This window comes from Rossellomorea sp. LJF3 (genome assembly GCF_037046045.1).
In the GTDB taxonomy this organism is placed as follows: Bacteria; Bacillota; Bacilli; order Bacillales; family Bacillaceae_B; genus Rossellomorea.
In genome coordinates, this window is the sequence record NZ_JBANLY010000003.1 from 219,880 (window position 1) to 238,011 (window position 18,132).

Consider the following 18,132-nt stretch of genomic DNA (forward strand, 5'->3'; position numbering starts at 1 on the left):
TCAGTTGATTTCAAGTGCTCTTTTTAAAACGGCCATTCTCACGTATACTCCATTTTCCATCTGTTTGAAGATCCTAGATTGCTCACATTCAACCAATGAATCGGCTATTTCCACGCCGCGGTTGACAGGTGCAGGATGAAGGATGATAGCGGATGATTTCATCCTGTCTTTCCTGGATTCCGTCAGTCCGAAGCTTTCATGGTATTCCTCTTTTGTCAGGGTGGATGTGATCTCGTGACGTTCATGCTGGATACGGAGAAGCATGATAACATCAGAATCGATTATGCATTCATCTACAGGCAAATAGTGTTCTCGGTCTGTTGCTTTGAACCATTCTTTTGGGCCTGAGAAGGAGACTTCTGCCCCGAGTTTTGTCAGTGCTTCCGCATTGGACCTGGCGACCCTGCTATGGGCGATATCTCCAATTATGGATACCTTGATTCCCTCGAATCGGCCGAACTCCTGATGGATGGTCAACAGATCCAGCAGACATTGAGTGGGATGATTTCCACATCCATCTCCTCCATTGATCACACTAATGTTTAGAGAAGTAAGTTGATCAAAGTAGCGTTCCAGGGAGTGACGGATGACGACCGTATCGACTCCTATGCTTTCTAATGTTTTCACCGTATCATACAAGCTTTCACCTTTTTGGATGCTTGATGTTTGGGCTTCGAAGGGAATGACTTCAAGACCAAGTTTCCTTTCCGCCATTTCAAAGCTGCATTTTGTACGTGTACTTGCTTCGAAGAAAAGATTGGCAGCGTATTTCCTGGTCCCGGACTCCCAGGTTTCCCCTTTTTGAAAACGTTCCGCCTGATCCAGTATTTGAATGATTTCTTCTTTTGATAAGTCATTCATCGTCAACAAGTTCTTCATCATGAGACAACCCTTTCCTCTCTTCTCTTCCAAAAAAAACACCCTGTCATCTTCCCGACAGGGTGTTTTTGAACATACCAACAGTGACAGTGCGGAAAAATCCCGCATGTCTTGTTCAAATTCACCCTTCTTAGACTCTCTGGACCATGTTAAAAGGTGTTTCTATTTAAGCAACATCATGCTTAGCTTTCTCTTCTTCGAATAAGTTGTTCTTTCCTTCACTTTCTTCCCTGCCTGGCAGGACAAGATTTAGGAATACCCCAACGATTGCCGCAAGGGCCATTCCTGAAAGGGAAACCTGCTCGTTGATCTTTACGAATGCCCCTCCGACTCCGATTACAAGGATGACACTCGAGATGACTAGATTTCGCTTGTTCCCTAAGTCCACTTTGTTATCGATCAACATACGGAGGCCACTTGAAGCGATGATCCCGAACAGCAGGATGGATACCCCACCCATGACCGCTGAGGGAATCGAACCGATCAAGGCCGTTATCTTGCCGATAAATCCGAACATGATGGCAAGTACTGCCGCCCCGCCGATGACAAAAACGCTGAACACCCTTGTAATGGCAAGTACTCCTATGTTTTCACCATACGTTGTATTTGGCGGTCCGCCCAGGAAGGAGGCGATCACAGTCGCTACCCCGTCCCCCAGGATGGAGCGGTGAAGACCCGGCTTTCCGATGAAATTTCGTCCTACGACTTTACTTAACACCATCTGGTCCCCTGTATGTTCTGCCAGGGTCACAAGTGCAACCGGGACCATGATCCCTACGATTTCCCAAGAGAAGCTCGGCGTGTAATCGACAAACGGGACAAAGAAGTCCGGCATTTGGAAGAATGGAGCATCGATTACCTGTTGAAAGTCCACCAGCCCTGCGAAAACCGCGATGACATATCCTCCGATGATACCAGCGAGGATCGGGACCATCCCGAGAAATCCTTTGAAGTAAATCGAACAGATGACCGTGATTCCCAATGTGGCAAGAGCTACCATGAAGTGCGTGTTACTGTAAACCAATTGTTCTGCTCCCGGATTTTCATACATGGCCATATTGACGGCCGTTCCGGCAAGACCTAATCCGATTACCATGATGACGGGCCCTACCACAACCGGAGGGAGGATCCTGATCAGCCATTTCAATCCAAGCTTTGATATGAGCAGCGCGACGATTCCGTATACGATTCCTGCAAGGAAGCTCCCCATCATGGCAGCCCCCGGTCCTCCCAGGCTCTTGGCAGCGAGGATCGGTGCGATGAAAGCGAATGACGACCCCAGGTAAGCAGGGATCCTCCCCTTCGTGATCAGGAGGTAGGCAAGTGTTCCGAGTCCGCTTGAGATCAAAGCAACCCCAGGGCTTAATCCAACCAGGAACGGGACCAGCACCGTTGCTCCGAACATGGCGAATAGATGTTGTATGCTAAGTGTAATCCATTTTCCTATATTAGGTACTTCTTCTACGTCTAATACGACTTGTTGATTTTGATTCATGTTTGTTTCCTCCTCTAATACCCATTTTTACCCATTAAAAAACCCTCTTTGTCCTAAAGAGGGCACAAAGAGGGTACAAGAAGGCCTGATTCTACCTTCATTCCCATCCTTTGTCAGCCTCACCGGACCACTCTTAAAAGGACTTCCGCTATTCTTTTTCGTGTATGGCAACGATGTCTTCCTGATCGACTTCTGATAATGCGACCATGATCTTCTCAGAGCTTGATGTCGGAATATTCTTCCCGACGAAATCCGCCCGTATCGGTAATTCCCTATGTCCACGGTCGACCAGCACAGCCAGTTGAATCTGACTTGGCCTGCCGAGATCCATTAAGGCATCTAGCCCTGCCCGGACCGTTCTTCCGGTGAATAGGACATCATCCACCAAAATGACTTTCTTGTTTGTAATATCAACTGGAAGGTCAGAACCCTTCACTTCTGGTTCATGATCCTCTGTTTTCGTCGTTAAATCATCACGGTAAAGGGTGATGTCGATTTCTCCGACCGGGATTTCTTCCCCTTCAATCGCATGGATCCGCTCGGCTAATCGATTGGCGATATAAATGCCCCTTGTTTTGATTCCGACAAGGACGCAATCTTCAATTCCTTTGTTTCGTTCGATGATTTCATGGGCGATCCGTGTGAGCGCCCTTCGAATGGCGGGTTGATCCAGTACCGTTGCTTTCTTTGTCATTTTCGCCACCTCATTTTCATTTATTTCAATAAAAAATCCCTCTCACCGTAGAGATGAGAGGGCACACTTATCGTTATGATCTGATTGCACGCCAAAGAATTTTGGTCGTACACTGCTCCTTCTCAGCCTCACGGGACCGTATTAAAGGTTACTTATTCAATTAATACCATCTTAAAGGGCAGGTCGAAATTTGTCAACGGTTATTTTCAAGATGCTTAACCAATTTCGTGAATTCTTCGGGTAACTCCGCATGAAACTCCATATATTCTTCCGTTCTGGGATGAACAAACCCAAGCACGCCGGCATGAAGGGCCTGTCCTTCAATGCTCAACGTTTTTCGCGGGCCATATTTCGGATCACCCGCCAGCGGGAAACCGATGTATTTCATATGCACACGGATCTGATGGGTTCTGCCTGTCTCTAATTCACATTCAACGAGAGTGAAATCTTTATATCGGTCCAGCACTTTGAAATGCGTGACCGCTTGTTTGCCATTATCCACGACGGCCATACTCTGGCGGTCTTTGGGATCCCTGCCGATCGGGGCATCGATCGTCCCGTATTCGTGGGGGATCAGACCATGAACGATGGCTGTGTATTTTCTTGTAACGGATTTTTCCACAAGCTGATTGACCAAATGCTCGTGAGCCATGTCATTTTTCGCCACCATCAGCAATCCCGATGTATCCTTATCAATACGGTGGACAATCCCTGGTCGCAGCACGCCATTGATGCCTGAAAGGTCCTTACAGTGATGCATCAATCCATTCACCATTGTGCCCGAATAATGACCCGGTGCAGGGTGGACGACCATCCCTTTCGGCTTATTTACGACGATGACATCCCCGTCTTCATAGGCGATATCAAGGTTAAGATCTTCCGGCTCTACATCCAATTCTTCCGGTTCCGGAATCGATACAGTGATGACTGCATTCAACGGGCACTTGAAGTTAGGTTTGACCGCTTCTTCATTTACTTTAATATGACCTTCTTTAATCCATTGTTGAACCTGGGAACGGGACCAATCCTTATTCAACTGGCTTACGACCTTATCGATTCGTTCTCCCTGGTTTTCCTCAAGTATGTTGTGCTGAATTACTTCCATTTTTGTTCTCCTTCTTTGCTTTTCGTTCGTCTAAATACATATAAATCAGTAACAGTGCTACTCCAATGGTTAATGCTGCATCGGCAATATTAAAAATCGGGAAATCATAGGAAAAGATGTATGTATTTAAGAAATCGACCACTTCTTTTCTGAAGACACGGTCAAGAAAGTTTCCAATTGCACCGCCTAGCATGAAAGCAAGACTCAGACTAAACAATGAATGTCCTTTTGCATGGACTTGCATATAATACACGATACCTACAATCACTATTATTGTAATAATGTAAAAAAACCACATTTGTCCTTGGAGTATTCCCCATGCTGCACCTTGATTCCGATGAGAAGTAAGATAAAAGACATTATCTATGATCGAAATGCTTTCTCCTTCGGTCATTCTTCTTACAACCAACCATTTTGTTAATTGATCCAATCCAATTACAACCAAAGCCACTAAATAATAATACACAAAGGCAACCTCCGAACATCTTTAAATGATTACCTTTGCATTTTAGCATAAAAGGGGAAATAAAGACACTTAAACTGGAGAAGAACGATGGAAACGCGGGAGAAATTTAAGAATAAGATGAGATCTTCCCAAACCTTCTCCATTCGTATGCATCTTCGATCGTCGTACAGGTTGGGTTCATCAACATGTGATCGAATGGGATTTCCTGCCCGCTCAATTCACAATACCCGTATTGATTATCCCGGACACGATTCAGTGCCTGTTTTACCTCGGTGATTTCTTCGTTTATATATTGCTGGATTAAAGGGTGTTGAGATTGACTTGCTTCAAGCTCTTTTAAAGATGTTATCAGCTCTTCTACAATGGATGTGTATCGGTCATATGTCATCTTGATCCCTCCATTTATAGTATGGGGGAAATGACCCTGAATATTGTGTTGCAAGATATAGCAATTATGGAATTTGAAACGTTGGATATAAAGACAAAAAAGGGACCTGCCACATGACAGGTCACCTCTTACTTATTTCCATTATGCCAGATGAGAATAGCTTTCTTTCACAACAGATGCACAGCGTGTGCAAAGTGTTGGATGATCTTTATCCTCTCCTACTGTTGTTGTTACGATCCAGCAGCGGTCACATGTTTCACCTTCAGCTTTTTCAACGACGATGTTGTTTTCACCAAGGCTTAACGCATGCTCCGGAGCCTCGTTCACCGCTCCTCCGATTTCAAAGGCTGATACAATGAACAGCTGTTTTAAGTCCTCTTTGATGGAATCGAGTAAGCCTTTCGTTTCATCATTTACATAAAGGGTCACTTTAGCCGTCAATGACTTACCGATCACCTTCTGATTACGCGCTTCCTCAAGAGCTTTTAAAACATCGTCCCTTAATTCTAAGAAAGTGTTCCATTTTTCCTTCAATTCATCCGCATTTGCAAGTTGTTGTACTTCAGGCATATCGGTCAGCTGGACACTTTCACCCTCTGCACCCGGGATATATGCCCAAACCTCATCTGCTGTATGGGAAAGGATTGGAGACATCAGTTTTGTAAGGGCCACCAGGCTTTCATACAATACCGTCTGAATCGCTCTGCGTTCATAGTGATTCTCTGACTCGATATACAGAACATCCTTTGCAAAATCCAGGTAGAATGAGCTTAAATCCAATGTACAGAAGTTATTGACTGCATGATAGATGCTTGCGAATTCATATTTATCGTACGAATTTTTCACATTCTTCACTAGATCATTCAGCTTCACGAGCATAAATTGATCTACTTCTCTTAATCCCTCAAAGGATACCGCATCTGTCTCAGGGTTAAAGTCAGAAAGGTTCCCCAACAAGAAGCGATAGGTGTTACGGATCTTACGGTAAACTTCAGCCACCTGCTTCAAGATTGGATCAGAAACTCGAACATCTGCCTGATAATCAACAGACGCCACCCAAAGTCGAAGGATATCCGCTCCAAGCTGTTTCATTACCTTTTCCGGGACAACGACGTTCCCTAATGATTTACTCATCTTTCTTCCATCGCCATCAAGGGCGAATCCGTGACTTAACACGCCTTTGTATGGGGCTTTACCCGTTACGGCTACGCCTGTCGTCAATGAGGAGTTGAACCAACCGCGATACTGGTCGGATCCTTCCAGATAAAGGTCAGCAGGACGCTGTAAGTCATCTCTTTCCTCAAGAACAGCCTGATGGGAAGATCCTGAATCGAACCAAACGTCCATGATGTCCTGTTCTTTCGTGAATTTCCCATTCGGACTGCCTTCATGTGTAAACCCTTCAGGTAACAGTTCTTTTGCTTCTTTCTCAAACCAGATGTTTGATCCATGATCACGGAAAAGTTTCGACACATGATCGATCGTCTCATCTGTAATGATCTCCTGACCGTTTTCAGCATAGAATACCGGGATTGGCACTCCCCATGCACGCTGACGGGAAATACACCAGTCTCCACGGTCTCTGACCATATTATATAGACGTGTTTCTCCCCAAGCGGGAACCCATTTCGTTTCCTTTACCGCCTGGAGTAATTCTTTGCGGAATTTATCGATGGATGCAAACCATTGTGCCGTCGCTCGATATATAACCGGCTTTTTCGTTCTCCAGTCATGCGGGTAGGAGTGAGTGATGAAGTTTAATTTCAGTAATGCCCCAGCTTCCTGAAGCTTTTCGGTGATTGGTTTATTGGCCTTATCATAGAATAAACCTTCAAACCCCGGAGCTTCTGAAGTCATAACCCCTTTATCGTCAACGGGACATAAAACATCCAGTCCATATTTCTTCCCTACAAGGAAGTCATCCTCCCCGTGCCCTGGAGCTGTATGAACACAGCCAGTACCTGAATCAGTCGTAACATGCTCACCAAGGACTACAAGGGAGTCACGATCGTACAGGGGATGTTTTGCCACGATATGTTCGAGTTCTGCACCCTTGACCTTTTTGGTTACAGAATGGTTTTCCCATTCAAGATTCTCCGCAACCTCTTCAAGCAAATCTTCGGCTACGACATAGCTGTTTCCCTTTACATTTACAACGACATAATTCAAGTCCCCATGTACGGCAATCCCAAGGTTCGCAGGGATGGTCCACGGTGTGGTCGTCCAGATCACGAGTTGGGTCCCTTCGTCAAGGACACCCTTACCTTCTGTGACGGCAAAACCAACATAAATGGATGGGGAACGCTTGTCCTGATACTCGATTTCAGCTTCTGCAAGGGCTGATTCACTTGATGGTGACCAGTAGACAGGCTTCTTCCCTTTGTAGATATAACCTTTTTTCGCCATGTCACCGAAAACTTTGATTTGCTGTGCTTCATATTCAGGTTTTAATGTGATATACGGATTTTCCCAATCGCCCCGTACACCTAATTGCTTAAATTGCTTACGTTGATTATCGACTTGCTCATACGCATACTCTTCACATAATTTACGGAATTCGGCGATCGTCATTTCTTTACGCTTTACGCCTTTATTCGTTAAAGCCTGCTCAATCGGCAAACCGTGAGTGTCCCATCCTGGAACATATGGGGCATGGAAACCGCTCATGGATTTATAGCGTACGATAAAGTCTTTCAGGATCTTATTCAATGCGTGACCCATATGGATATTCCCGTTGGCATATGGAGGCCCATCGTGAAGGACGAATAAAGGACGATCACTCGTTCTTTCCTGTACCTTTTGATAGATGTCCATCTCTTCCCACTTTTTCTGAGTATCCGGTTCACGCTTCGGTAAGTTCCCTCTCATCGGGAATTCTGTTTTCGGCATCAGTAATGTATCTTTATATTCCATGAAATCATCCTCCTAATCGTTTCTCTTAATTAGCATCATTTCTATATCCTTCACTTCTTAATCAGGCAGGGTGAACTTTCCTTTTTCAAGAAATAAAAAAAAGCTTTCTCATCCCTGAATAGGGACGAGAAAGCCTTTCCCGCGGTACCACCCTCATAAAGACCGAAAATGGTCCTCACTTGTTGATTCGTAACGTGAATAAATCGCCGCTCATTACTCTTTAAGAGAAATTTCATGAGCAGGGCTCGAGGGTGATCTTCCGGGCTTCTTTCCTTGTCGGGCTCACACCGTCCCCGACTCGCTAGAAAGGATTCATGATAAGTACGTACTGTCCCTGTCTTAGCCTATTAATACAATTAAGATTGTTGTTCAATTATATGAAAGTATTGCTCTTTTCGTCAAGACAATGTCTCTTCTTCTTTTAAAGTTTTTAAATCCGTTGCATCCAAATCGAATTCCATTAACTGATCCCAGTCATTTGTATCTAGAAGATCAAGCTGTGCTTCGATCAACATTTTGAAACGAGTACGGAACACCTTTGACTGCTTCTTGAGTTCTTCTATCTCAATGGCAATCTTACGGGCTTTGGATAGTGATTCATTAACGATGCGATCAGCATTCTTCTCGGCTTCCTTAATGATCAGCTTTGATTCTTTCATTGCATTCCGCTTGACTTCTTCCCCTGCTTCTTGAGCAATGACGATTGACTTATTTAACGTTTCCTCGATGCTTGTAAAATGACCTAAACGTTCATTCAAGGAGTTTAAACGTTCTTCCGTTTCTTTCTTCTCGCGGATCAGAATTTCATAATCTTTAATAATCTGATCTAAAAATTCGTTAACCTCATCCTCATCATAACCACGAAAGCCACGACTAAATTCTTTATTATGTATGTCTAATGGCGTTAAAGGCATGGGAGCCACCTCCAGTACTTGGTGAATTACATATTTATTATAACTAAAATTTCGACAGTATGTGGGAGAATTCCTTTATTTTTCTTAAATTATTTCAGAATCCCCACAGAGATTCGCCATTTATCCCGTTTTGTTCTTCCTTCAACGGATAGTACCTTACTTCTTCCGTACCCTCTGGCAGATAGAACATCGGAAGCTTCGACTTCAAAGGAGGGATTTTCAACTGCTTTCCAATTCACTTTTACATGTCCGCTTTTGATCAAGGTTTGAGCCTTTTGGCGGGAATCATTATAGATTGCTGCAAGGATGACGTCCAGTCTCATTGAACTGACGGTAGTCGTTTTCTCCTGCCATTCTTCCCGACTTTCCATTCGTTCACTCAGTGGTATATCCTTTAAAGATATCTTGGCTTTCCCTATTTGGGTCAGTTCCATTAGGACATAATCTGCAATTTCATCTGCCAGCATCAGCTGAATGGTATCCTCTCCTGTCAGGATATCCCCGAACTTATCCCTTTTCAATCCAAGTGACATCAAGGTCCCTAATACCTGTCTATGTTCTATTGTAACAAACTTTGACGGGTACTGTATTTCAAAAGCCCTTATTCCAAAATCTTCTTCCTCTGGCTGAAAATAAGGTGGATACAATAAAGCTCGTTTCCGCTCCGAATTTTCAGGAAAAAAGGATAGAATGATTTCATCGTTTTGACCAATGATGGATTCGACAATATGCTGCTGCCTCGGGTCCAAAAAGTCCGTTCTTTTCGCTGTATATTGACCTTCCACTGTCTGCTTCCACTCGAGTACCGCATCTACAAACTCCTTTTCATCCGGCCTGAAATGTTGATAGATCGAAGACATACTTTCACCCCCTCTGTGTTTTTACCCAAAATAAAAGGACCGAAACTGTTTGACCGGTTTCAGTCCTTTATAGGCATCTTTCCTTATCATAGTACTGATTAAATAAGCCATCTAAATAATTGGTACAACCCGGATTGAGCAAGATTCAGCACAATGAATGCCACAATTGGCGAAATATCAATCATACCTATCGATGGGACAAACCGTCTGAACGGTTCTAAATACGGTTCACAGATCCTTGCAAGGAACTGTCCGATCGACGTCTCTCTGGCATTCGGGAACCAGGACATTAAAATATAAATGATTAACGCCCAAGAGTATATTTGGATTAATTTAGACAAAATTTCATAAAGCATTACCATAATTTACATTACCACCTCGAGTCTGATAAATCTTCCTCTTTTAAGAACTCAGAAATATTTCCGCTCACTTCAACATTGTCAGGTGTGCAAAGAAAAATATTATCGCCTACACGTTGAATGTCACCACCGATTGCATACACCGTCCCGCTGAGAAAGTCGACAATACGCTTCGCCTGGTCATGCTGTATCCGCTGCAGGTTTACAAGGACTGAGCGTCGATTCTTCAGATGGTCTGCAATTTCCTGCGCCTCTGCATATACTCTTGGTTCTACAAGAATCATTTTGGAAGATTTCTGGACACTTTGAAGGCTCACAACATTTTGCTTTGAATTTGAAAGCTGCGACTTCATGGGCTTTTTCTCCTCGTATTCTTCTTCTTCATACTTTTCTTCTTCATATTCGTATTCATCTTCATCCAGCAAAAAGAACGTTTTAAACTTTGACTTAATACCCATTTGTATTCATCCCCTCTCAGTCATTTCCAACTAATGCAGTTCCAATACGAATAAATGTGGCACCCTCTTCAATTGCAATCACATAATCATTGCTCATACCCATGGATAATTCCGTACATGGGGCATATGGGAGATTAAGTGAACGGATTTCTTCCTGAATGGTTTTCAGCTGTCTGAAACAGGCCCTTAAGAAAGGTTCATCATCCGTATGGGGAGCCATCGTCATCAATCCTACAACTTTAATATTGGATAAATCTTTTAAACTGCCGACAAATTCTTTCACTTCATCAGGAGAAATACCATGTTTGGATCCTTCTCCGGAAACATTCACTTGAACGAAACAAGACACAGGCTTATCCGCTCTTTTATGAATTTCTTTCGCCAATGACAGACGATCCAGGGAGTGTATGTATGATACTTTATCAATGATGTTTTTGACCTTCCTTGATTGCAGGGAACCGATAAAATGCCACCGGGCCTTGTCCCGTAGAACCTCCCACTTGGAGGTCAAACCCTCATCCCGGTTTTCCCCTAAGTGACGTAGCCCTGCTTCAACTGCTTCTTCTGCACGGTCGATGGATACGTATTTCGTGACCGCTACAACATTTACGTCTTCTGTCCTTCTTCCACTGCGTTCACAGGCAAGTTGGATGTTTTCATTGATATGTTGAATATTTTCAGATACCTTCATCTCATTTCTCCTTCCAGCCAATAAAACTCATTATTCTTCCCGTTTCTCCACCATCTCTTCTATAAGAGAAAAACTCATCGTGACAGGACGAACAAAAACTGGAAGTGTGAATTTGATCAGAATGTAAACCGGACTGAACCAAGAGCTGTTGATTTAATTTCTTCAGATCAAGATTGTACTGTCCCTCTTCCTTTAAATTATAGGGTAAGTTGTTTTCATCTTCTAGTGTTTTTTTCACTTTGTCAATCACATAATCATCCACAATATAGCAATCTTCACATATGGAAGGGCCTATCACCACTTCTATAGAAGATAGGGAGGAACCTCTACCGATAAACGCACCGACCATTTTCGGCCCTATTTCAAGGACCGTACCCTGCCATCCGGCATGTGCCAGACCGATTGTTCCGGTTATCCTGTCAAGAAAATAAAGGGGGACACAATCTGCATAACACATCGTTAACAGAAGGTTTCTTTCCCCTGTCAAGAATCCGTCGGTATCTTTAATGCTGTTATGATAGTTCTCTGCACCTTTTCCTCTGTCTTCATGGCTCACTAAAGAAATATTCTTCCCATGTGTCTGTTCAGCAGCCACAAAGGTATCAAGAGGCATATTCAGGGCGGATGCAAGAAGATTGCGATTATGAATGACTGATGCTTCCTTATCTCCAACATGAAGCCCCATATTGAATGACTGAAAAGGACCTTCACTTATTCCGCCACGATTAATGGTGATGCCCGCGACAAGTTCGGGGTTTTCTTTCGTCCATTTTCCAATGGAGTAATATGAGTTTGTCTCTGTTATAAAAGGCTCTTTCGACACGGTGAATCTCCCTCGTTTTTTATTTAGTGTACCATAGTCCATTGAGATTCGTCATGTATCGGGGGATTGTTTCGGTTCCTGAAGCTGTCCTTGAATGTAATGGCTGTCTTTATATCTGACCAGAATCACGTCTTCCCCAATCTTTACAATACTGCTCCATGGAATCACGATATCTTCGTCTTTCCCGAAAAACCCCAATATCTTTCCTCCAGTGCCTATGACGATTGCCTCGATTCTTCCAGTATCCAGATTGATCTCAATGTCACCGATATTCCCCAATTTCCGCCCATCTGAAATACTGACAACATCCTTCACCTGGAATTCTGATATTCGCACCATACTTCTTCACCCTCTTTTCATGAAGTTCTTTATCGGTTAATAGCAGTGATACACTTCACCTTTTTATAGTAGATATTATAAGTGTATGCATCAAAAAAAAAGGCAGACCTCCCCTGGGGAGATCTGCCTTTTTTCTAAGCTTGTCGTTGTCCAGCTGCAGGGCTTAGAGGCTCGAGGTCATAAGTCAAACCATCCAAAAAGGCAAAGTACGCCTTTCCGGATGGTTCGCCTTATGCTTGTCGCCTCTGGGCAAAGCCCTTCCGCTTTTCGTTATTCACTGAATATTTTTGTTCATTTGTTTGATTGCTGCTTTTTCCAGTCTTGATACTTGTGCTTGAGAGATTCCGATTTCGTCTGCGACTTCCATTTGGGTTTTTCCTTGAAAGAAGCGTTTGCTGATAATGAGTTTCTCACGATCATTTAATCGTCTCATTCCTTCTTGAAGGGCAATTTCTTCGATCCAGTGGAAATCGCGATTCTTTTCGTCGCTCAGTTGATCCATAACGAATATTGGGTCTCCCCCATCATTATAGATCGGTTCAAACAGCGAAACGGGATCTTGTATGGCATCCAGTGCGAATACGATTTCTTCGTGAGATACATCAAGAACTTTGGCTATTTCTTCCGCAGTCGGCTCCTTGGAAGTCTCTCCCATTAATTTCTCCCGTACTTGCAGAGCTTTGTACGCAATATCCCGCAGTGAACGGGACACCCTTATTGGGTTATTGTCCCTCAAATATCGACGGATTTCCCCAATGATCATCGGAACCGCGTATGTAGAGAATCGAACGTTTTGACCCAAATCAAAATTATCGATGGATTTCATTAATCCGATACACCCTACTTGAAATAGATCATCAACATACTCACCACGGTTATTAAAGCGTTGAATTACACTTAAGACGAGGCGTAAATTTCCGTTGACCAGTTTTTCTCTCGCGGAGATATCACCCGCTTGCATTTCCTTGAATAAAATTCTCATTTCATCATTTTTGAGTACTGGCAATTTGGACGTATCCACACCACAAATCTCGACTTTATTACGTGTCATTCTTTCCCCTCCTTGTAGGAGCTGCTGTACAAAATTCAGTATTTCCTTGAAGAGGAAAAATATGCATTTCATTCTGACATGCTGTGGCGGGTACGTCCCCAATCCCTTACGATAACTGATTAAAATACCTAAAATTTTTTTAAATTACTGGCCAAATTAAAAAGCTGACCTTTTCAATTGAAAAAGTCAGCTTTAAATGTCAAACCATTTTATTGAATTCCTTCTTCAATCGCTTAATAATCCTTTTTTCCAATCGGGAAATATAGGACTGGGAAATCCCAAGCATATCAGCTACATCTTTCTGGGTTTTTTCCTCTTCCCCCATCAATCCGAATCGAAGCTCCATAATTTGTTTCTCACGATCTGAAAGCTGATGCAGGGCATTGAAGAGTAATTTTTTATCCACTGTTGCTTCAAGGTCTTTTGTAATGATATCTTCATCCGTCCCGAGTACATCTGATAAGAGCAATTCATTACCATCCCAATCGATATTTAGGGGTTCGTCAAATGAGACTTCCGAACGGATCTTGTTGTTCCTTCTTAAGTACATAAGAATTTCATTCTCTATACACCTTGAAGCGTAGGTCGCCAACTTGATTTTTTTCTCGGGATTGAAGGTATTGACTGCTTTAATAAGGCCGATGGTGCCGATACTGATCAAATCTTCTATATTGATGCCTGTGTTTTCGAACTTTCGGGCGATATATACGACCAGTCGTAAATTTCGTTCTATCAATAAGGAACGCGCTGCCTTGTCACCTTTCGGCAATTTATGGAGGAGGACTTCTTCCTCTTCCTTCGTCAACGGTGGAGGGAGCGCTTCACTACCACCTATGTAGTAAATTTCATCTGTCTTCAGGCCCAGCTTGATTAACAGTTTGTACCAATAATATAAAAATTTGAATTTGAATTTTTTCATTGTTGCTCCCCCTTCTATTTCTTTAAATTGTGAGTATAGTAGTAATAATTGATTTACGAAACGTTAAGCACCGGCTTTCTTGCAGCCATTTTCGGATGAACGATCGCCCCGAAATTGCCATCAGCCGATAAGGGTTCCTCCCTAAAGGCGACTAACCCATTTGGTATGGTCCATTCTGCTTCATGATCACTGAGTACCAATGAATCAGGCTTTATCGCTGCCAGAAGCTGACTACTTCTTCCCACCGATTGTGCTGGAACGATACGCATCCTGTCAGACCAACGGGTATCGATCTGTTTCTCACCAGAAAAAATGTCATCAACATCATGGCAAAGCGCCTTCATTTCATCCGGGATCTCACCCTCGATTTCAGCAATGGATAGGATCATCACCGGACTTTTTGAAATGGGATCCTGAAGTTGATTTCCGCTGTCCACAAGACCGCTTACAGTACAATGGAAATCATCGATCTGAATCCTGACTTTCAGGAGCTGATCATACTGGAGCTTCACATGCTCGATACTATCCACCCTCCCCTTAGAAAAGTACCAGGCAAGCGGTAGGGCGAGCATCACAAATACCCAGCTTATCGGGTCACCAAACCCGCGTATGCTTGCAAGCAGCATAGATGATTCCCTGCTTGGATCGAAGCTGATAAAATAATGAGTCCCAATTAATATTCCACCCGTAAAAAAGGTGACGAAATAAAACATAAGAAGATTTGACATATAATAGCGCAATCTTCTATAGCCAAAAGCTGAATACACCATGACAACGGAAAATAATAACTTGACTAAGGGGTTTCCTGTAAAGTGAGCAAATGGTGAAAAAGCGAGGAGAATAATGATTGAGCCGATCAGACTCCCGATACCTATTCTCCAGAGGGCGTATTGTCTCTTTAAGATGATTCCTGTTAACCATAATAAGAAAAAGTCTACTAACAGATTTAACAACCAAATGACATCCAAGTATAAAGTCAATCTCTACCCTCCTTTTAACACCTCACAATTCGTTTCTGATAAAGACCGGAATGACTTATCAGAAGTATATCGTACATCCTTATTAAAGGTTGTCATTTTTTGTATGCTCCCACGGAAAAGTTTTCGGAGATATGAACGAAAAATGTCATTAAATATGGATGCAACAGACACCTCCAAAATATGGTTATTAGATTGCATTTTTGTTCCAGGTAAAAGAATATCCTATAGAAATAAGAATCCCCCAAGGCTTGATGCCTTGGGGGATTCTTATTTCTATTCCACTATTAACGACGACGGTTTCTATTGCGAAGGAATGTTGGAATGTCCAATGTTTCTTCCGCACCTTGATTCGAAGATGTTCTCACAGGCTCTTGCTGTTGAGGTTGCTCTTCACGTTTAGGCTGTTCCCGTTTCACCGATTGGCTTGGGTTAGGACTTTGATTTGGTTTCATCCCACCGAAAGTTGGTCGGGTTTGTTTCGGAGGTTGAATGACCTCTTCATTGAACCCTGTTGCAATGACGGTAACGACGATATCATCTTTTAAATCTTCGTTGATGACAGAACCGAAGATCATATTTACTTCTTGATCAGATGCAGAAGCTACGATATCAGCAGCTTCCTGAACTTCGTAAAGGCTTAATGATGTCCCGCCAGTGATATTCATGAGGACGCCTTGGGCTCCATCGATGGAGGTCTCAAGCAAAGGACTTGAAACAGCCTTTTTAGCCGCTTCAGTTGCACGGTTCTCTCCAGATGCTGCACCGATCCCCATAAGGGCTGAACCTTTATTAGACATGATCGTCTTAACATCTGCAAAGTCCAGGTTGATGAGACCAGGTGTAGCGATAAGATCCGAGATACCTTGAACACCTTGACGCAGTACATTATCAGCTTCACGGAAAGCTTCAAGCATCGGAGTACTCTTATCTACGATTTCAAGAAGGCGATCGTTTGGAATGACAATAAGGGTGTCCACGCCTTCTTTCATTGCAGCGATACCACCGCTTGCCTGATTTGAACGCTTTCTGCCTTCAAATGTAAACGGACGTGTCACGACACCAACCGTCAATGCGCCGATTTCGCGGGCAATTTGGGCAATGACCGGAGCTGCACCAGTTCCGGTTCCCCCACCCATTCCGGCAGTTACAAAGACCATATCTGCTCCTCTAAGTGCCTCTTCAATCTGCTCTTTACTCTCTTCAGCAGCTTTTTTACCTACTTCAGGATTCGCACCTGCTCCTAATCCCCTGGTTAATTTGCCACCGATTTGCATCTTTATTTCAGCTTTTGATAGATTCAAAGCCTGTGCATCCGTGTTGACTGCGATAAATTCAACGCCTTGTACGCCGTGCTCGATCATGCGGTTTACGGCGTTATTTCCTCCGCCACCGACACCAATAACTTTTATTGTCGCTAATGAATCTAAATTTGTATCAAACTCCAACATAACAAATCCTCCTAACTCGTCGAATCTATGGATTCCTTTATTTATTCAAAGAAGTATCCAAAGAACTTTTTCACTTTTGACATGGCCTTTTCATCTTCATGTTCTTCTTCTTTTACCTTTGCAGGCTTCGGCTTTTTATTCACAGGTTTTGATTGACGTTTCTCAGCAGCCTCTACAGGCACTGGTTCCGCGCTTACAGATCTTCCTTGCAATCTAGCATTCTTTTGAGCGTATTTAATCAATCCAACTGCTGTCGTATACTGGGGTTCCCGTACACCGATATAATCAGGAATTGCCACACGTACACGATTTTGGAAAACGATTTGTGCTAATTCTAACACACCTGGAAGATTTGCTACACCACCAGTTAGAACATATCCACCTGGCAGGTCCCTGATTCCCAATCGTTTCAGCTCGTGGCTGATGAGGTCCAGGATCTCTTCAAGCCTTGCTTCTATGATATCAGAAATTTCTAATTGATTAAATTGCTGATGTTGATCACTGCCAATAATTGGCACGCTGAACACTTCATCTTCTGACGCATGGTCATAGAATGCATGTCCATATTTTGTTTTGATTTTCTCTGCGTCGTCCGTTGATGTCCGTAATCCGATCGACAAATCCTTCGTGATATGCTCCCCGCCAACGGGCAACACGGTTGTCGCCTTCAGGTGTCCCTGTTCGAAAACGGCTATCGTCGTAGAACCGCCACCTATGTCGATCAAGGCAGCTCCAAGGTTCTTTTCATCCTTTGATAAAGCAACCGTACCTGCCGCTAAGGGCTGAAGGACGATATCGACAATTTCAAGGCCGGCTTTTTCTACACAACGGAGAGTATTATGTAAAATCGTCTTAGATCCCGTAATGATGGTGCCTTCCATTTCAAGTCGAACACCGATCATACCCCGGGGATCTGTAATCTCATCCAATCCATCAACGATGAACTGTCTTGGGATTACATTGATGATTTCCCTTTCTGGAGGAATCGATACAACCTGGGCTGCATCCATCACTCTTAGAACGTCTTCATCGCCGATCTCCCTGTTATCACTCGACACTGCCACCACACCATGACAGGATTGAAGTGACACATGGTTTCCTGTTATACCTACGATGACCTGGCTTATGGATAAACCGACCATCCTTTCAGCTTGTTCAACTGCCTTCTTGATTGTATGAACAGTTTCGTCTATATCTACGATGGAACCTTTTCTGATTCCTTCTGAGTTCACATTTCCTACACCGATTATGTTTAAGGAATCATTTGTCATTTCACCAATGATTACTTTCACTGTGGATGTACCGATGTCTAGGCTAACGTAAATTTCATTGCTGTTCACTCTATGGCAC

The 18,132-nt window shown here is 43.3% G+C and carries 19 protein-coding genes and 1 other annotated feature; all 19 genes read right to left on the minus strand.

Features of this window, described 5'->3' with window-relative positions:
* Positions 1 to 879 (minus strand): aspartate carbamoyltransferase catalytic subunit, encoded by an 879-nt coding sequence (locus V8G47_RS04985; protein ID WP_336199175.1) that lies wholly within the window; start codon positions 877 to 879, stop codon positions 1 to 3.
* Positions 880 to 1,045: 166 nt separating this feature from the next.
* Positions 1,046 to 2,374: a solute carrier family 23 protein gene (locus V8G47_RS04990; protein ID WP_336199114.1), complete on the minus strand. Its 1,329-nt coding sequence runs from the start codon at positions 2,372 to 2,374 to the stop codon at positions 1,046 to 1,048.
* Positions 2,375 to 2,522: 148 nt separating this feature from the next.
* Positions 2,523 to 3,068: a bifunctional pyr operon transcriptional regulator/uracil phosphoribosyltransferase PyrR gene (pyrR, locus tag V8G47_RS04995; RefSeq protein WP_336199115.1), complete on the minus strand. Its 546-nt coding sequence runs from the start codon at positions 3,066 to 3,068 to the stop codon at positions 2,523 to 2,525.
* A 193-nt stretch (positions 3,069 to 3,261) separates the two neighbouring features.
* Entirely contained in the window at positions 3,262 to 4,173 is a 912-nt protein-coding gene (locus V8G47_RS05000) for an RluA family pseudouridine synthase (RefSeq protein WP_336199116.1), read from the minus strand.
* Positions 4,145 to 4,639, minus strand: a complete 495-nt coding sequence (lspA, locus tag V8G47_RS05005) for a signal peptidase II (RefSeq protein WP_336199117.1) — start codon at positions 4,637 to 4,639, stop codon at positions 4,145 to 4,147. The genes V8G47_RS05000 and lspA overlap by 29 nt, the downstream gene beginning before the upstream one ends.
* Before the next feature lie 106 nt (positions 4,640 to 4,745).
* Positions 4,746 to 5,027 carry a hypothetical protein gene (locus tag V8G47_RS05010; RefSeq protein WP_336199118.1) on the minus strand — a complete coding sequence of 94 codons (282 nt, stop codon included), beginning with the start codon at positions 5,025 to 5,027 and terminating at the stop codon, positions 4,746 to 4,748.
* Between the two features lie 141 nt (positions 5,028 to 5,168).
* Positions 5,169 to 7,940: an isoleucine--tRNA ligase gene (ileS, locus tag V8G47_RS05015; protein WP_336199119.1), complete on the minus strand. Its 2,772-nt coding sequence runs from the start codon at positions 7,938 to 7,940 to the stop codon at positions 5,169 to 5,171.
* Between the two features lie 117 nt (positions 7,941 to 8,057).
* Positions 8,058 to 8,290: a binding site (T-box leader), on the minus strand.
* Positions 8,291 to 8,338: 48 nt separating this feature from the next.
* Positions 8,339 to 8,854, minus strand: a complete 516-nt coding sequence (locus V8G47_RS05020) for a DivIVA domain-containing protein (RefSeq protein ID WP_034755815.1) — start codon at positions 8,852 to 8,854, stop codon at positions 8,339 to 8,341.
* 89 nt (positions 8,855 to 8,943) lie between these two features.
* The gene (locus V8G47_RS05025) at positions 8,944 to 9,714 is read right to left on the minus strand and encodes a YlmH family RNA-binding protein (RefSeq protein WP_336199120.1); all 771 of its coding nucleotides are present in this window, start codon (positions 9,712 to 9,714) and stop codon (positions 8,944 to 8,946) included.
* A gap of 98 nt (positions 9,715 to 9,812) precedes the next feature.
* A complete protein-coding gene (locus tag V8G47_RS05030; RefSeq protein WP_060669855.1) occupies positions 9,813 to 10,076 on the minus strand; it encodes a YggT family protein in 264 nt (87 codons plus the stop codon).
* Positions 10,077 to 10,084: 8 nt separating this feature from the next.
* Positions 10,085 to 10,531: a cell division protein SepF gene (locus V8G47_RS05035; protein ID WP_336199121.1), complete on the minus strand. Its 447-nt coding sequence runs from the start codon at positions 10,529 to 10,531 to the stop codon at positions 10,085 to 10,087.
* Positions 10,532 to 10,547: 16 nt separating this feature from the next.
* The gene (locus tag V8G47_RS05040) at positions 10,548 to 11,222 is read right to left on the minus strand and encodes a YggS family pyridoxal phosphate-dependent enzyme (protein ID WP_336199122.1); all 675 of its coding nucleotides are present in this window, start codon (positions 11,220 to 11,222) and stop codon (positions 10,548 to 10,550) included.
* Position 11,223: 1 nt separating this feature from the next.
* A complete protein-coding gene (gene pgeF / locus V8G47_RS05045; protein ID WP_336199123.1) occupies positions 11,224 to 12,045 on the minus strand; it encodes a peptidoglycan editing factor PgeF in 822 nt (273 codons plus the stop codon).
* Between the two features lie 51 nt (positions 12,046 to 12,096).
* Positions 12,097 to 12,384: a YlmC/YmxH family sporulation protein gene (locus V8G47_RS05050; RefSeq protein WP_034755825.1), complete on the minus strand. Its 288-nt coding sequence runs from the start codon at positions 12,382 to 12,384 to the stop codon at positions 12,097 to 12,099.
* 274 nt (positions 12,385 to 12,658) lie between these two features.
* Positions 12,659 to 13,435, minus strand: a complete 777-nt coding sequence (gene sigG, locus V8G47_RS05055; protein WP_060669863.1) for an RNA polymerase sporulation sigma factor SigG — start codon at positions 13,433 to 13,435, stop codon at positions 12,659 to 12,661.
* 199 nt (positions 13,436 to 13,634) lie between these two features.
* Positions 13,635 to 14,354 (minus strand): RNA polymerase sporulation sigma factor SigE, encoded by a 720-nt coding sequence (gene sigE, locus V8G47_RS05060; protein WP_034755828.1) that lies wholly within the window; start codon positions 14,352 to 14,354, stop codon positions 13,635 to 13,637.
* A 53-nt stretch (positions 14,355 to 14,407) separates the two neighbouring features.
* A complete protein-coding gene (spoIIGA, locus tag V8G47_RS05065; protein ID WP_336199124.1) occupies positions 14,408 to 15,334 on the minus strand; it encodes a sigma-E processing peptidase SpoIIGA in 927 nt (308 codons plus the stop codon).
* A gap of 284 nt (positions 15,335 to 15,618) precedes the next feature.
* Positions 15,619 to 16,782 carry a cell division protein FtsZ gene (gene ftsZ, locus V8G47_RS05070; protein WP_061809828.1) on the minus strand — a complete coding sequence of 388 codons (1,164 nt, stop codon included), beginning with the start codon at positions 16,780 to 16,782 and terminating at the stop codon, positions 15,619 to 15,621.
* A 41-nt stretch (positions 16,783 to 16,823) separates the two neighbouring features.
* The gene (gene ftsA / locus V8G47_RS05075) at positions 16,824 to 18,122 is read right to left on the minus strand and encodes a cell division protein FtsA (protein WP_061809829.1); all 1,299 of its coding nucleotides are present in this window, start codon (positions 18,120 to 18,122) and stop codon (positions 16,824 to 16,826) included.
* Positions 18,123 to 18,132 lie beyond the last annotated feature (10 nt).

Coding starts and splice junctions, on each gene's coding strand:
- V8G47_RS04985 (WP_336199175.1), bottom strand. CDS start 879: ATGAAGAACTTGTTGACGATGAATGACTTATCAAAAGAAGAAATCATT.
- V8G47_RS04990 (WP_336199114.1), bottom strand. CDS start 2,374: ATGAATCAAAATCAACAAGTCGTATTAGACGTAGAAGAAGTACCTAAT.
- pyrR (WP_336199115.1), bottom strand. CDS start 3,068: ATGACAAAGAAAGCAACGGTACTGGATCAACCCGCCATTCGAAGGGCG.
- V8G47_RS05000 (WP_336199116.1), bottom strand. CDS start 4,173: ATGGAAGTAATTCAGCACAACATACTTGAGGAAAACCAGGGAGAACGA.
- V8G47_RS05010 (WP_336199118.1), bottom strand. CDS start 5,027: ATGACATATGACCGATACACATCCATTGTAGAAGAGCTGATAACATCT.
- ileS (WP_336199119.1), bottom strand. CDS start 7,940: ATGGAATATAAAGATACATTACTGATGCCGAAAACAGAATTCCCGATG.
- V8G47_RS05020 (WP_034755815.1), bottom strand. CDS start 8,854: ATGCCTTTAACGCCATTAGACATACATAATAAAGAATTTAGTCGTGGC.
- V8G47_RS05025 (WP_336199120.1), bottom strand. CDS start 9,714: ATGTCTTCGATCTATCAACATTTCAGGCCGGATGAAAAGGAGTTTGTA.
- V8G47_RS05030 (WP_060669855.1), bottom strand. CDS start 10,076: ATGGTAATGCTTTATGAAATTTTGTCTAAATTAATCCAAATATACTCT.
- V8G47_RS05035 (WP_336199121.1), bottom strand. CDS start 10,531: ATGGGTATTAAGTCAAAGTTTAAAACGTTCTTTTTGCTGGATGAAGAT.
- V8G47_RS05040 (WP_336199122.1), bottom strand. CDS start 11,222: ATGAAGGTATCTGAAAATATTCAACATATCAATGAAAACATCCAACTT.
- V8G47_RS05050 (WP_034755825.1), bottom strand. CDS start 12,384: ATGGTGCGAATATCAGAATTCCAGGTGAAGGATGTTGTCAGTATTTCA.
- sigG (WP_060669863.1), bottom strand. CDS start 13,435: ATGACACGTAATAAAGTCGAGATTTGTGGTGTGGATACGTCCAAATTG.
- sigE (WP_034755828.1), bottom strand. CDS start 14,354: ATGAAAAAATTCAAATTCAAATTTTTATATTATTGGTACAAACTGTTA.
- ftsZ (WP_061809828.1), bottom strand. CDS start 16,782: ATGTTGGAGTTTGATACAAATTTAGATTCATTAGCGACAATAAAAGTT.